This window comes from Psychrobacter aquaticus CMS 56 (assembly GCF_000471625.1).
Classification (GTDB): Bacteria; Pseudomonadota; Gammaproteobacteria; order Pseudomonadales; family Moraxellaceae; genus Psychrobacter; species Psychrobacter aquaticus.
Map to the genome: position 1 here is coordinate 89,359 of NZ_AUSW01000013.1, position 13,933 is coordinate 103,291.

General features: G+C 45.3%; 13 protein-coding genes. 7 read left to right on the forward strand and 6 right to left on the reverse strand.

From position 1 onward, the window contains the following. Positions 1 to 91: 91 nt before the first annotated feature. Together M917_RS02775 and M917_RS02780 are read right to left on the reverse strand one after the other, a co-directional pair. A complete protein-coding gene (locus M917_RS02775) occupies positions 92 to 589 on the reverse strand; it encodes a cupin domain-containing protein (protein ID WP_021813234.1) in 498 nt (165 codons plus the stop codon). Positions 590 to 764: 175 nt separating this feature from the next. Next, positions 765 to 1,526: a class I SAM-dependent methyltransferase gene (locus M917_RS02780; RefSeq protein WP_040641747.1), complete on the reverse strand. Its 762-nt coding sequence runs from the start codon at positions 1,524 to 1,526 to the stop codon at positions 765 to 767. An 85-nt stretch (positions 1,527 to 1,611) separates the two neighbouring features. Here M917_RS02780 and M917_RS02785 point away from each other — a divergent pair, with 85 nt between their 5' ends. Then, positions 1,612 to 2,778: a MalY/PatB family protein gene (locus M917_RS02785; protein WP_021813237.1), complete on the forward strand. Its 1,167-nt coding sequence runs from the start codon at positions 1,612 to 1,614 to the stop codon at positions 2,776 to 2,778. Positions 2,779 to 3,036: 258 nt separating this feature from the next. On the opposite strand, the gene M917_RS02790 is transcribed toward M917_RS02785, so the two are convergent. After that, positions 3,037 to 3,885 (reverse strand): outer membrane protein, encoded by an 849-nt coding sequence (locus tag M917_RS02790; RefSeq protein ID WP_021813238.1) that lies wholly within the window; start codon positions 3,883 to 3,885, stop codon positions 3,037 to 3,039. Between the two features lie 119 nt (positions 3,886 to 4,004). After that, positions 4,005 to 5,708 carry a YadA-like family protein gene (locus M917_RS14355; protein WP_021813240.1) on the reverse strand — a complete coding sequence of 568 codons (1,704 nt, stop codon included), beginning with the start codon at positions 5,706 to 5,708 and terminating at the stop codon, positions 4,005 to 4,007. Positions 5,709 to 6,400: 692 nt separating this feature from the next. On the opposite strand from M917_RS14355, the gene guaA reads away from it, so the two are divergent. Further along, positions 6,401 to 8,011 (forward strand): glutamine-hydrolyzing GMP synthase, encoded by a 1,611-nt coding sequence (gene guaA / locus M917_RS02800; protein ID WP_021813241.1) that lies wholly within the window; start codon positions 6,401 to 6,403, stop codon positions 8,009 to 8,011. Between the two features lie 119 nt (positions 8,012 to 8,130). Here the strand turns inward: guaA and soxR are convergent, their stop codons facing one another. Then, positions 8,131 to 8,580: a redox-sensitive transcriptional activator SoxR gene (gene soxR, locus M917_RS02805; protein WP_021813242.1), complete on the reverse strand. Its 450-nt coding sequence runs from the start codon at positions 8,578 to 8,580 to the stop codon at positions 8,131 to 8,133. A 106-nt stretch (positions 8,581 to 8,686) separates the two neighbouring features. On the opposite strand from soxR, the gene M917_RS02810 reads away from it, so the two are divergent. The 3 genes from M917_RS02810 to M917_RS02820 all read left to right on the forward strand — a co-directional run bounded on the left by M917_RS02810 (position 8,687) and on the right by M917_RS02820 (position 11,416). Next, a complete protein-coding gene (locus M917_RS02810) occupies positions 8,687 to 9,871 on the forward strand; it encodes an MFS transporter (protein WP_021813243.1) in 1,185 nt (394 codons plus the stop codon). Positions 9,872 to 9,993: 122 nt separating this feature from the next. Further along, positions 9,994 to 10,515: an NADPH-dependent FMN reductase gene (locus M917_RS02815; RefSeq protein ID WP_021813244.1), complete on the forward strand. Its 522-nt coding sequence runs from the start codon at positions 9,994 to 9,996 to the stop codon at positions 10,513 to 10,515. Positions 10,516 to 10,729: 214 nt separating this feature from the next. After that, a complete protein-coding gene (locus M917_RS02820; protein WP_021813245.1) occupies positions 10,730 to 11,416 on the forward strand; it encodes a DUF2628 domain-containing protein in 687 nt (228 codons plus the stop codon). Positions 11,417 to 11,611: 195 nt separating this feature from the next. On the opposite strand, the gene M917_RS02825 is transcribed toward M917_RS02820, so the two are convergent. Further along, complete coding sequence (locus M917_RS02825) at positions 11,612 to 12,463, reverse strand: SDR family oxidoreductase (protein WP_021813246.1); 852 nt, start codon at positions 12,461 to 12,463, stop codon at positions 11,612 to 11,614. Between the two features lie 96 nt (positions 12,464 to 12,559). Here M917_RS02825 and M917_RS02830 point away from each other — a divergent pair, with 96 nt between their 5' ends. Together M917_RS02830 and M917_RS02835 are read left to right on the forward strand one after the other, a co-directional pair. After that, positions 12,560 to 12,958 (forward strand): winged helix-turn-helix transcriptional regulator, encoded by a 399-nt coding sequence (locus tag M917_RS02830; protein WP_040641752.1) that lies wholly within the window; start codon positions 12,560 to 12,562, stop codon positions 12,956 to 12,958. 196 nt (positions 12,959 to 13,154) lie between these two features. After that, positions 13,155 to 13,841 (forward strand): zinc ribbon domain-containing protein, encoded by a 687-nt coding sequence (locus tag M917_RS02835; protein WP_021813248.1) that lies wholly within the window; start codon positions 13,155 to 13,157, stop codon positions 13,839 to 13,841. Positions 13,842 to 13,933: the final 92 nt, after the last annotated feature.

Sequence of the window (13,933 nt, forward strand, 5' to 3'; positions counted from 1 at the left end):
CTTATACATAGCTATGTTTTTATAACATAAAGTAATGTAAAGCTTCCTGTTAATGCAAATAAAGCTTCCATTTTAAAGGTAGTATTTACTCTCAAACCTCACCCAAATCTTCCAAATCCACATACTCTTTTTTGTCATGAATGTTGTACATCTTGCGTTTAATCTCTGGATACAGCGTAATATCAATCGGCGGTCGGCTACCACCCATCAGGTAAGTGGCATCGGTATCGCTATCATTGCGCATAGAGTGCGGCGCGCCATGCGCAGGGAATCCCACAAAGTCACCAGTGCGCAGCTGATACTGCTCATCGCCATAGCGAAGCGACAGCTCGCCCGACAGCATATAGATGAACTCATCTGACTCTTCGTGATAGTGATGCGTCGTCGTCTCATCGCCTGCCTCAACTCGCACAAGGTGCAAGCCACATTTTGTGAGACCGACGATGTCACTTAACGAGACGGTATGGCGAATGGCCTGCTCATTGAACTGATGGACGTGTTTGGTCTCCGTGGTGTTATCTATATCGGACTTCGTTAGGACGTAAGCTTGCGTATCCGTATGCGGCTTTTGGTCAGGTAGGGTCATCATCTGGCTCCGTGATTGATGTTTTGAGTGTATACCACTATGAGCCAATAGTATCAGGTTTTAAAAGGATGAAAATAGCGCGATAATACTGGCAATCTGTTGGTGTTTGGTGCGGATAGTAAATTTAACAAAATCGATTGTGTAGGGACGATAAGGCAATTTTTAGTCATTTCTAGAGTTATTGACCCTCTACTCTTCCAGCTCGAATGGATAAAGGCCAAACGATTTTTTTCTTGCTTTCAGAATTTCCCCATTCAGGTAACAAAATGGCTCGAAGCTGATCTACAGGATTAAAACCCAGTACCTTTTTGGCTTCTTTGACTGCTGACCACGTATTAAAATACCCCATGAGTTCATCCAAACTCCAGAATTCTTGCATAGTGATAGCAGGTACTTTGATCTCGGTAAATGGGAAAGGTAAGCTTTGATAACCGTCCTCTACATGCCTTCGTTCTGCTGGCCAATAGGGTGCAATGGTTTGGTAATAGAAATCTTGCACGAGGGTATCAACTGTCCCTTCTACCTGTAACACCCCATAAGTAATTAAGGCCAAAACAGCATTAGGGCGAGCAACACGCTCTACTTCTTTATAGAATTTATTTAGATCTAGCCAGTGGGCGGCTTGCGCGACGGTAATTAAATCAACGGATTCATCAGCCAATCCGCTTTGTTCAGCCAGCGCTGTTTTATAGATTACATTGTCTTTTTGTTTGGCTTTGGCTATTTGCGCAGAGCTGGCATCAGTGGCGATGACTTCTGTAAATCTTTCGGCTAAGAGCACAGAAAGCTGCCCCGTACCGCAACCACAATCCAACACACGGTTTTGAGCGGGGCATAAATCAGCAAGTTCAGTCACTAACTCAAGAGGGTACGAAGGACGATAGGTGGCATAATTTTCAGAGCCTTTGGAAAAATGATCCTTGAAGTCTAAATCTTTCATGCTGTCATCCATTATTTAATGTTGTACCTCTATAATAATCTAAGATATATCCCAAACTATTATTTTTTATATAAGGAGCGTGCTGGTGTTGTACAACTTTGATGAGGTCATCGACAGACGTGATACAGGATCGGTCAAGTGGCACTATAGCGATGAGACGATTCCGCTATGGGTAGCAGATATGGACTTTAAGGCTGCCACGCCTATCTTAAACGCGATTGAACAAGTCACGCAGCATGGCATATTGGGTTATACCAAACCCACTGAGGCGTTGTATGACGCGATCATTGGCTGGCATGGCAGTCGCTATGATTTGTCGCTTGAAAAACAGAACATTTTGTTTTCCCCCGGCGTGGTTCCGAGTTTGGCGCTGATGATGAATGTATTTACCGAAGTAGGGGATGCGGTACTGGTCAATGATCCTATTTATGCGCCATTTATGACTAAGGTTGAGCAAAATGGTCGCACGCTTGTAACCTCGGCATTAAAAGAAGTCGAAGGACAGTACCGTTTGGATTTGGTCGATATCGAAGCCAAGATCGCCCAGCATGAGGTGAAGCTTTATTTATTGTGTAATCCGCACAATCCGGGCGGGCGCGTATGGACGACGGAGGAGCTTGAAGCAGTTCTTACTTTGTGTAAAAAATATAATGTGACGATTGTCAGCGATGAGATTCATCAAGATTTGACGTTGAGCGGTCACATATTCACGCCTTTATTAACGCTAGCAACAGGCTATGAGCACCACGTGGTGAGTCTGACCTCAATGACTAAGACTTTTAACATCGCCGGTATCAAAGGTTCACTGATATTTGCCAAAGACAATGAGTTACTCAAAAAGATAAGTCAACAGCAGCACTTAAATGACGAGTATGAACTAAACTTGTTTGCTTATGCGGCAATGCGCAGTGCCTATGAGCAAGGCGGTGCGTGGTTAGCGCAGGCGCTTGCTTATATCGAAGCCAATATTGACGTAACCGTACGGTTTTTAGAGGAGCATCTACCTGATATTAAGGTCATGCGACCAGAAGCCTCGTATTTGATTTGGCTGGATTGCTCAGCTTATGCCGAAGACGATAAAGTGCTATATGATACTTTGAGAGCGGCTAAGATTGAGCTTAATGCAGGTATCAGCTATGGAGAGGAAGGGCATCTTAAAATGCGCCTTAACGTGGCATGTCCGACAGCATTATTGCTAGAGGGATTAAAGCGTATTGATACAGCCTTGAGTGATGTATCCAAAAACCCTTAAAAGTGCTACGGCACTGCTGAAATAAATTTTTGCAGCCTCTGGCAGCAACGGCATAGCAAGCAAGAAAATTAATATCAGCAGTGTGCGATGTATCGATATTACGTTTCACTGACTATATTGCCAAGCAGTTATAGATTTGGTTATATTTAGATATCAAAAAACCCTGCCATGGCAGGGTTTTTATTTGATAAAAATTAATAGTATCTACTGTGACTTGTCTTTATAGACAGATGGATGAAGTCGATAGTTATAAATGACTTACTGAGCTGACTTATAATAGTCAACGAGCATCGTACCTAACGTGCCATTGTCATCAATCGTTACTATTCTGACTGTGCCTGTCTGTGACGCTGTACTGGATTGAACTTGACCAGCATTGCCTAGGACAATCTGATTCTTACTGGCAGCCTTTACGCCATTACCGATAGCAATGCTGTTCAAACCACCTGCAACGGCAATATTACCAATCGCAATAGAAGACTCGCCTTGTGCCATTGCCGCTTCACCCACTGCGGTCGCCCGCATGCCACTGGCATCCGCTAAATGACCAAATGCTTGAGCGCGCTCCCCCGTGGCTTTTGATTGCCAACCGATAGACGTTGAACCTAAACCTGCGGCATTGGCTTGACCCCCAACCGCCGTGGCAGAGTTCATACCAGCCATTGCTTTGTTACCGACAGCGACGGTGTCATTGCTACCACCAGCCATTGCTGCTTCACCCACAGCAGTTGAGCGTACGCCGCTTGCATCGGCTAAATGCCCAAATGCTTGAGCGCGTTCAGCGGTGGCTTTTGATTGCCAACCGATAGAGGTTGAGCCTAGACCAGCCGCATTGGCTTGACCACCAACCGCCACGGCGGAGTTCATACCAGCGTTGGCTTTATTACCGACTGCAACCGTATCGTTCGTTCCACCAGCGCTTGCTGCATTGCCACAAGCGAGAGCGATTTTGACATTGCTGGTCGCACCTGAGATAGTCTTAGCATTTGCATCATTGAGTTGACATTCAGCCGCCATCACAGCGGTAGTACCAAAAGAAGCGGTAGCCATTGCAAGCGCAAGCGTACTGACCTTTAGTGCTAAACGCGGTGAAAAATCCATTTGCATAATGTTGATCCTTTTATAAAAAGCGCTAAAGGCTTTATTGTTGGTTTGATAAAAGTTATTTTTACCTATTTGGGTTTGCTCATACCTACTTATAAGTTCAGTAGATAGTTATAATCGGCTTACCAAGAAAAAGTAACCCCGCCACGCGCGCCTACTTTGCCAGTATCAGTACCATAGCCTGCGCCAGCTGAAATCGTCACATTGTCACTTGCCCGTCCAGCAAAAGAAGCGCTCACAGCAGTGCTGCTATTGTAATAACCCGTGCCAAATCCCATAGCGTATCTCTTGCCTGCAGGGATAACAGGGGTTTCCATCGATAGTGCCATCGCGATACCATCTTCTGCTTCATCTAAACGGTCTTCTTGACGATTGTATTGGCTGCGCAAATCATCGATTTGTCTGGTGTTATTGGCTGTCGCTGCGCCAAAGTTAGCAACTTGAGCGTCAGTATTTGCCAGCTGAACTCTAGTAGCCAGTGAGTCCACGGCGACACTGGTGCCCAAAGTACCGTTTGCATCAGTAGTGACTATATTGGCGCCACCTGACTGCGATGCCGTACTCGCTTGGAGTTGGCCTGCGTTACCCAAGACAACTTGGTTGGCGTTTGATGCGCTTGCACCATTCCCGATGGAGATGCTGTTTGTACCGCTGGCAGTGGATTGATTGCCTAGCGCTACAGAGCCTGCACCTTGTGCGGTGGCAGCTTCACCAACTGCGGTCGCGCGAACGCCACTTGCATTGGCTAAATGACCAAAGGCTTGTGCACGCTCAGCAGTGGCTTTTGATTGCCAACCGATAGACGTTGAGCCTAGACCAGCCGCGTTTGCTTGACCACCGACAGCGGTGGCAGAATTTAAACCCGCGTTTGCTTGGTTACCGATCGCGACGGTATCGTTAGTGCCACCAGCCACAGACTCATTACCTAAAGACACAGCACCTGCGCCTTGCGCGGCAGCAGCTTCACCCACTGCCGTAGAACGAACACCACTTGCATTGGCTAAATGACCAAAGGCTTGCGCACGCTCAGCAGTGGCTTTTGATTGCCAGCCGATAGACGTTGAGCCTAGACCAGCCGCGTTTGCTTGACCACCGACAGCGGTAGCAGAATTTAGACCCGCGTTTGCTTGGTTACCGATCGCGACGGTATCGTTAGTGCCACCAGCATTTGCCGCTTCACCCACTGCCGTAGAACGAACACCACTAGCATTGGCTAAATGACCAAAGGCTTGCGCACGCTCAGCAGTGGCTTTTGATTGCCAACCGATAGACGTTGAGCCTAGACCAGCCGCGTTTGCTTGACCACCGACAGCGGTGGCAGAATTCAGACCCGCGTTTGCTTGGTTACCGATAGCGACGGTGTCGTTAGTACCGCCAGCAAAAGCGTCTTCACCGACTGCAGTCGCGCGAACGCCAGCAGCACTGGCTAAATGACCGACCGCAGTCGCTCGCTCTGCGGTAGCCGTTGCACGCCAACCAATGGCGGTCGCGCCCGGAGTAGCGCCTGTAGAAGTAAGAGAGCCTGCGTTTAAGTCAGTGCCTGCAGCGACATTTCCAGTGAAAGCTTCACCGCCGACCGCAGTTGTAGAGTTACCAGTTGCCATGGCAGCATTACCGATGGCTACAGTATCGTTAGCTCCGCCAGCGACAGCTGCATTGCCACAAGCAAGCGCAGTGGCGCCACTACTGGTTGCACCTCCATTAGTGCCATCACTGAGTTGGCATTCAGCGGCCATGACGGTGGAAGTAGTGAAAGAAGCGGCGGCGATTGCAAGGGAGAGGGTACTGATCTTTAGTGCTGTGCGCGGTAATAATTCCATTTTCATTGTTTTTTATCCTTTTTAAAAGTGTTAGTGGCTTCGTAGCTGGTTTGGTTGGCTGTAACAGAGGTCTTAGTGCGCTCAGTAGCAAGGCACCTCGACTGTGAATAACCTAACAATGGACCGTCTGGCAGATTTGATCACATACCTAAAAAAGCTGTATTGAATTGGCATAAACGCTGTCCTGCGATTAAAAAACTAACCCAATGTGAAATATCAAAACGTAAGCAACTGGTATCATTCGAAAGTTTTGTACCAAAGTTGCCATACAATCCGCAGCTGCTAGAGTCTATATTCACTTCATTACTGTACACGGTTATGTAACAAGATTCGACTATTAATCACCCATTATTTTTAACAAAACACCGTCAAATCGAGGGATAGAATATATTAATTTGTAAGTAAAGATTTCAATCCGAGATAAATTTAGAATATGAGCAGGGCGGTAACTGTCAGTTTAAATGACTCATAAAAACCTAAATTTAAAAAAATATCTCGTATGCTACTAAAAACGAGCAGCAACTTATGGGCAATAAACTACGAGTGTATAAAGTGGACGAAATGAGTCTGATAAGCACTACTTAACAACTTTATTTAGGAAAAAACTGAATAACGAAATTTTGCTGATGAAGTAGCCCTGATGGTGCTTAAACTTGTTAAAATAGCGCACCAATTTCTCTATTGACGGACATCAATTTATGACCACTGCCGCTGCTACTCCTGCAATCAAAGAAGACCGCATCTTAATCCTCGATTTTGGCTCACAATATAGCCAGCTAATCGCCCGCCGTGTGCGCGACTCTGGCGTGTTTTGTGAGATGTTCCCTTACGATATCGACAGCCAGCGCATCATCGATTTTGGCGCAAAAGGCGTGATCTTATCGGGCGGCCCTGAAAGCGTACATGCCGACAACAGCCCACGTATCAACGATGCCGTGTTTGACTTGGGAGTGCCGGTATTGGGCATTTGCTATGGTATGCAAGCGATGGCGGATCGTTTTGGCGGAAAGGTGCATGCCAGCGACATTCACGAATTTGGCGCAGCGACGATTGAAGTAAATGGTCACTCACAGCTGACTGAGGGTATTGAAGACAGCCGTACGGAAGGACAATCAGCCAAGCTCAACGTATGGATGAGTCATGGTGACAAAGTCATCGAAGCGCCTGTAGGTTTTGACATTATCGCCAGCACACCAAGCTGTCCGATTGCGATCATGGCCAACGATGATAAGCAATACTATGGTCTACAGTTCCATCCTGAGGTGACGCATACCTTACAAGGTCAGGCATTGCTTAGCCGTTTTGTCCATCAAATATGCGCGTGTGCAGGTGAGTGGACGCCAGACAACATTGCCGATATGCGTATTGCACAGCTCAAAGAGCAAATTGGTGACAAGCAAGTATTGCTCGGTCTATCGGGCGGCGTAGATAGTTCGGTCGTTGCCGCGTTATTACATAAAGCGATTGGCGATCAGCTGACTTGTGTGTTCGTCGATAATGGTCTCTTGCGTCTGCATGAAGGCGATCAGGTCATGCAAGTGTTTGCCGAAAACATGGGTGTGAAAGTCATTCGCGTCGATGCCGAGGATTTGTTCTTAAACGCGCTCGCAGGCGAGTCTGATCCAGAGAAAAAACGCAAAATCATCGGCAAAACCTTCATCGACGTATTCGCCAATAGCGCGCGCGAAGTGAGCGAGCAAAGCGATGGTAAAGTCGTTGAGTTCTTGGCGCAGGGTACGATTTACCCAGACGTGATCGAATCTGCCAAGTCACATCAAGGCAAAGCGCACGTCATTAAGAGCCACCATAACGTTGGCGGTTTGCCAGATGATCTAGCGTTCAAGTTGATCGAGCCATTGCGTGATTTGTTTAAAGATGAAGTGCGCAAACTGGGTATCACGTTAGGATTACCTGCAAAAATGATCTATCGTCATCCGTTCCCAGGTCCGGGTTTGGGCGTGCGTATCCTTGGCGAAGTCAAAAAAGAATATGCAGATATCCTGCGTTTGGCCGATGCCATCTTTATGCAAGAGCTTGAGCGTTCAGGCTGGTATGACAAGACGGCGCAAGCGTTTGCGGTATTCCAACCGATCAAGTCGGTCGGCGTGGTCGGCGATGGTCGCCGTTATGCGTGGGTGATTGCCTTACGTGCGGTTGAGACCGTAGACTTCATGACCGCACGCTTTGCTCATCTGCCGTATGAGTTGATTGAAACGGTATCAAACCGCATTATGAATGAAATCGCGGAAGTCTCGCGCGTGACTTATGATGTGTCGAGCAAGCCACCTGCGACGATTGAGTGGGAATAATGATTCTATAAGATACTGTTTGTTATCACCAAAAAAAGCCCATGTTAACGTGGGCTTTTTTATGCCCTATATTTATGATGCGATTGGTAGACACGCTATGTTTTTATAGCTTTAACAAATTATGGCGTCATCAAACGCGGGCCTGCGCCTTTTTTGCCCAATTCATCGTAAGGATTTAATAACTTACAGCGCTCAAGCGATAGGCAGCCGCAGCCAATGCAGTCTGTCATCATGTTTTTTAATTCGGTCAATTGCGCAATCTTGCGATCAAGCTCATCTTGCCATCTGATGCCAAGTGCTTCCCAATCTTCAAGCGTGATGCGGGTATGGTTGGGCAGTACTTGTAGCTCTAATAAAATCTCCTCTAACGAAAACCCTGTCCGCTGCGCCACTTGGATTATAGAGACGATGCGAATAACCTGCTTTGGGTATTGTCTGTGGTTTGAGGCATTTCTTTGGCTTTTTATCAGCCCTTTTCTCTCATAAAAATGTAGCGCAGACACCGATACGCCTGTTCTTTCACTGAGTACACCGACCGATATACATTCAGGAATAAAGTTTTTTTTCATTTTTTGCTTGACCTCAACTTAGGTTTAGGTAGCAGAATAGCGGCAAATCAACAGGAACTCAAGCCATGCTACCCACAAAACAAGCAATCAAAGATAAGCGGTGTCTGTGAAAATTAATCTACTGGCACCAAGTGCCCTCTGCCTGCTTTTGCTCTCCACCTTAACGGTCATGTCCAATGCTACGATTGCACCCGCTTTACCAGGTTTGGCGCGTGAGTTTGCGGGTATGCCATCTGCTGATCTGTTGGTAAAGATGCTACTACCGATACCCGCGCTATTTGTGGTTATTTTTGCGCCTATATTGGGATGGACGGCGGATAAATTTGGTCGACGCAAGCAGTTGCTCATCTCAACCGCTGTATTCGCGTTATCAGGTGCGGCTGGGGCGCTGTTATCAAGCTTAGAGGCCATTATCATCAGCCGTGCGATTTTGGGTATTTGCGTCGCGGGACTGATGACTGCCATTACTGCCCTGATCACTGATTATTTTTCTGGCGCGCAAAGAAGCCAGTTTATGGGACTTCAGCAGTCGTTCTCTAATATCGGTGGCATTGTATTCATCGTTACCGCAGGGTATCTGGCCAACATCAGCGCGCGGTTGCCGTTTTTTATTTACGCCGCCGCTCTTTTATTGGTGCCACTGGTGTTTATCGCTATTAAGGACACTACCTTTACTAACAGTGAGCATGAGCAACAACAAGCCAATAACCAGATAAATCCCCAAGCGCAAACCAGCTGGAAATGGCCACTGATTGGCTGCTCACTCGTTCTCTTTTGTCATTTGGTCATCTTCTATATTTTACCGACTCAGATACCGTTTTTTATGGTGGATATCGGGATCTCTGATCCAAGTAAATCAGGCTTAGCCATGGGGGCGGGCACGCTTGCTGCGGCGATAGCAGGTATCAGCTTCGGCAAACTTGTGAATAGAATTAAAAACTATGGCGTGGCATTCTTAGGGTTTTTGGCGATGAGTGTTGGCATGGTGGTGTTGTCACAGGCCGCGACGTTTAGCGTTGTGATTGTTGGCTGCGCCTTAATGGGTGTTTGTATGGGCTTAGTAATGCCCAACTTTATGGTCACTGGCCTCGCATTGGTGCCAAGCGACAAACGTGGACTGGCGTCGGGCGTGCTGACGAGCAGCATTTTTATCGGGCAATTTGTATCGCCATTGATATCGTCCGCGCTTATCTCAATATTGGCTTATAGTCATTTTTATCTGCTAGCGGCAGGGTTTACTGTCGTTTTGGCACTCGCAAGTTCGGCAATGTTAAGAGCGCAAACGGTATGATATCGTCTACATACATAAAATTGATAGACCTTGCGCCATTGTTTGAGGCTGTAATACACCTCATCTCACATAATAAATTTTGCTCCACAAATTAACCATTCACAGATCATAAGGACTTTAAAATGAAAGTAACTGCCTTTGGTACCAGTAACAGTGTCAATTCAATCAATAAAAAATTGGCACTTTATGCCGCCCAGCAAATCAGCAATGCTGACGTCACCTTGCTTGATATTCACGACTTTGAGATGCCGATCTTTAGCGAAGCGCGCGAAAACGAAACGGGTATCCCTTCGCTTGCTCATGATTTTTATCAGGCTATCAATGAAGCCGATGCCATCGTGATCTCATTTGCTGAGTACAACGGCTCTTATACCTCTGCCTACAAAAACCTATTTGACTGGACATCACGCATAGATATGAAGGTCTTTCAAAATAAACCAGTCATCATGCTGTCTACCTCGCCCGGCCCAGGCGGCGCACAAAGCGTGTTGGCCGCTGCTCAAGGTTCAGCGCCTTACTTTGCAGCCGATGTAAAAGGCGCGCTGTCACTACCAAATTTCTTCGATAACTTTGATTCAGAAGCGAGTGTCGTCACCGATGAGACATTTAATCAAAAGCTGAATGAGATTATCAGTACGCTTTAAGCCTTAATGCAACTATAAAAGATGATTAAAAAACACTCAACTTGGTTGGGTGTTTTTTTTGAGTGAAATAAATAAGGTATTAATAAGTCCTTTTTTATTGAACATTTGTTTTAATTCTTTATAATATGACCATATTTAATTAGCCGACTTTAATTTACTAAAAAGATTAAAGATAACGCTAAAATTATCATTGTTCATAATACTAAGGGATACGATGCTGTGTACTAACTGCGGTCAAGAAAACTCAAAGAATGCTCTGGTTTGTTCAAACTGTGACCAACGTCTTACTAATGTTCAAGCACAAACGCCGCCGCCATTGACGCCCGTTAATATCGCAAAAGAGGCGCAAAAGGTACAACATGGATCGCCTTCTGACTCTGATACTGCTGATACATTATTGGCGGGTTTTGTCGGTGAAAAGTATGACAGTTATTATCGTAATAAGTGGTTTGAGACTCATATTCCTACTTTAGATAACGACAAGACAAAAGTTAATATCCAAAGCTTTAATTTGGCCGGATTTTTCTTGGGTATGTTGTGGCTTTGCTATCGCAAAATGTACATAGCTGCTGCTTTGATTATGCTCGCTATAACGGTCATCGATCTCATAATGATGTATGTATTGGGTATGGAACGTTATACGATGTTGGGTCAATTTACCTTTATGTTTGTCTGGATTGTCGTCACAGGTATCTTAGGTAATTATCTGTATTTTGATCATAGTGTCAGACAGATTAAGAAGATTACCAGCGCTACCTCAGATCCAAATATGATAAGAGAACAGTTGGCTAAAAAAGGTGGTACATCGTGGGCTGGCGCAATTGGCGTTAGTATAGTGATCATATCGTTATCGGTCGTACTGACTTACTTCTTTGCGCCTGAATGGTATTGGATAGAGTGATAGATTTGGCTTTTTATTTAACTGATCGGTAGATAAAGTAAGGAAAATACTCAGCTTAGTTCTTTAAGTAGATAGTATTTTCTAATATATAACCAAAGTATGTAAGTCTATTGATAGAAAAAGCCCATGTTGTCATGGGCTTTTTTATTTTAAGAATTTTGTCTAAAAGTCAGTCAGGTATGTTTTGCTCTTTGCTTACAGAGCTGCTTTAATACTGTCTTCAATCGGCGTGGTTGGATGCCCGATAAGTGCCGATAAGGTCTGACTGTCATTAAATAGGCCACCCTTTGCCGCGCCTGCATCCGCGTCTGCTAAGACGGTGGCAAATCCTTCTGGCACGCCCGCATCAACCAGCACTTTGACATATTCTGCTTCAGGTAAGTCTTGATAGACCACTGGCTTACCACTTATATCGCTAACGGTTTGCGCGTATTGCTCTAGGGTAAAGGCTTGATCACCTGCCAGCTCATAGACTTTGCCCGCTTGATTCTCAGCATTAATGACCACGGCTGCCGCTTCGGCATAGTTTGAGCGCGTCGCCGTCGCATATTTGCCTTGTCCAGCACTGCCTAGTACCGCACCATGCTCAAGTGCCGTGTTGATATTCTCAGTATAGTTCTCCGAGTACCAACCGTTACGTAGCAACACATATGGGACACTAGACGCTGCCAATGCCTGTTCTGTCTCTACGTGCTCGGCTGCAAGTTGTAATGATGAATGATCAGCATCCAAGATACTGGTATAAGCCAGTAGCTCAACCGACGCACTTTTTGCCGCTTGGATGACGTTTTTGTGCTGGGCAGTGCGTTGACCGACTTCACTAGAGGACACCAATACAACACGCTTAACGTCTGCCATTGCCGCATTTAAAGTATCGATATTTTCATAGCCGGCCTTGCGTACGATCACGCCTTGCTCTGCAAGATCTCGTACTTTTTCTGGTGTACGTACGGCTGCGACAATCTGCTCAGCAGGTGTGCCGCGTTTGATTAAATGTTCGATAACTAAGCGGCCTAAATGACCGGATGCGCCTGTGACTAAAATCATTACATTCTCCTTGGTGTTTGATTCGCTCAGGCTTATAATAAACCACTAACAAACCTTTAGTAAGTACGTACAAAAAAGTAAGTATGGAAATTAATGATGAAAAATAAAGCACAGAACGACCAACAGGGGCTGGCACAGTTATTTACTCGTGGCGATGTGTTTTCGGACAAGTGTCCCTCGCGTGCGGTGCTCAATCATGTCACCAGTCGTTGGGGTGTACTGGTATTGGTGGCATTAAAAGACGGGCAGACACATCGCTTTAGCGAGCTGCGCCGCGCTATCACAGGCGTCAGTGAAAAGATGTTGGCGCAAACGCTGCAAACCCTTGCACAAGATGGGTTTGTCCTACGTACTGCTTATCCTGTGGTGCCGCCGCATGTGGAGTACAGTCTTACGCCATTGGGTATGGACGCGAGTGATCGGGTGGCTGATTTGATTGGTTGGGTAGAGGACAATATTCATCATATTGTTTCTGTGCAAACCGCTGCTGATTGAAATTGCCTTATATTTTGAACCAAAAAAACACTCAACATGGTTGGGTGTTTTTTTGGTTCAAAATCAGTAAAGTATGAATAATCCAGTTTTTTATTGAACATTTGTTTTAAATCTTTATAATATGATCGACTTTAATTGGCTATTTTATTTGCCATAAAATTAAAACTATCATTTTTCAATAAAAATAAGGGATACGATGCTGTGTACTAATTGCGGTCAAGAGAACTCACGTGAGGCTGTATTTTGCTCAAATTGTAAACAACGACTTGGTAATACTCACGCACAAACACCACCGCCATTAACGCCAGTTAATATCTCAAAAGAGGCGCAAAGCGGACAATATGGGTCAAATTCTGACTCTGATAACGCTGATACTTTATTGGCTGCCTTTGTCGGTGAAAAATATGATAGCTATTATCGTGAGAAATGGTTTAAAAATCATATACCCACTTTAGATAAAGACGTAACAAAGATGAACATGCGCAGTTTTAATATCGCGGGACTTTTTTTAGGAGTGTCATGGCTTTGCTATCGCAAAATGTACATAGCTGCTGCTCTGATTATGTTTGCTATCACAGTCATCGATCTAGTTATGATGTATGTACTGGGGATGGAGCGTTACAACGTATTGGGTCAATCTACTTTTATGGTTGTCTGGATTGTCATGACTGGTATCTTAGGTAATTATCTGTATTTTGATCATAGCGTTAGACAGATTCAGAAGATTACCAGCGTTACCTTAGATCCAAATGCGATGAGAGAACAGTTAGCTAAAAAAGGTGGTACGTCGTGGGCGGGCGCAATTGGCGTTAGTATAGTAATTATCGCTTTATCAATTTTAATGACTTACTTCTTTGCGCCTGAGTGGTATTGGTTAGAGTGATAGGTTTGGCTCTTTAAGTAAACGGTATTTTGCTAAAAGCACTCAATTTGTTTGGGTGTTTTTTTCGTAAATGATACCAAGACCAGAGAATA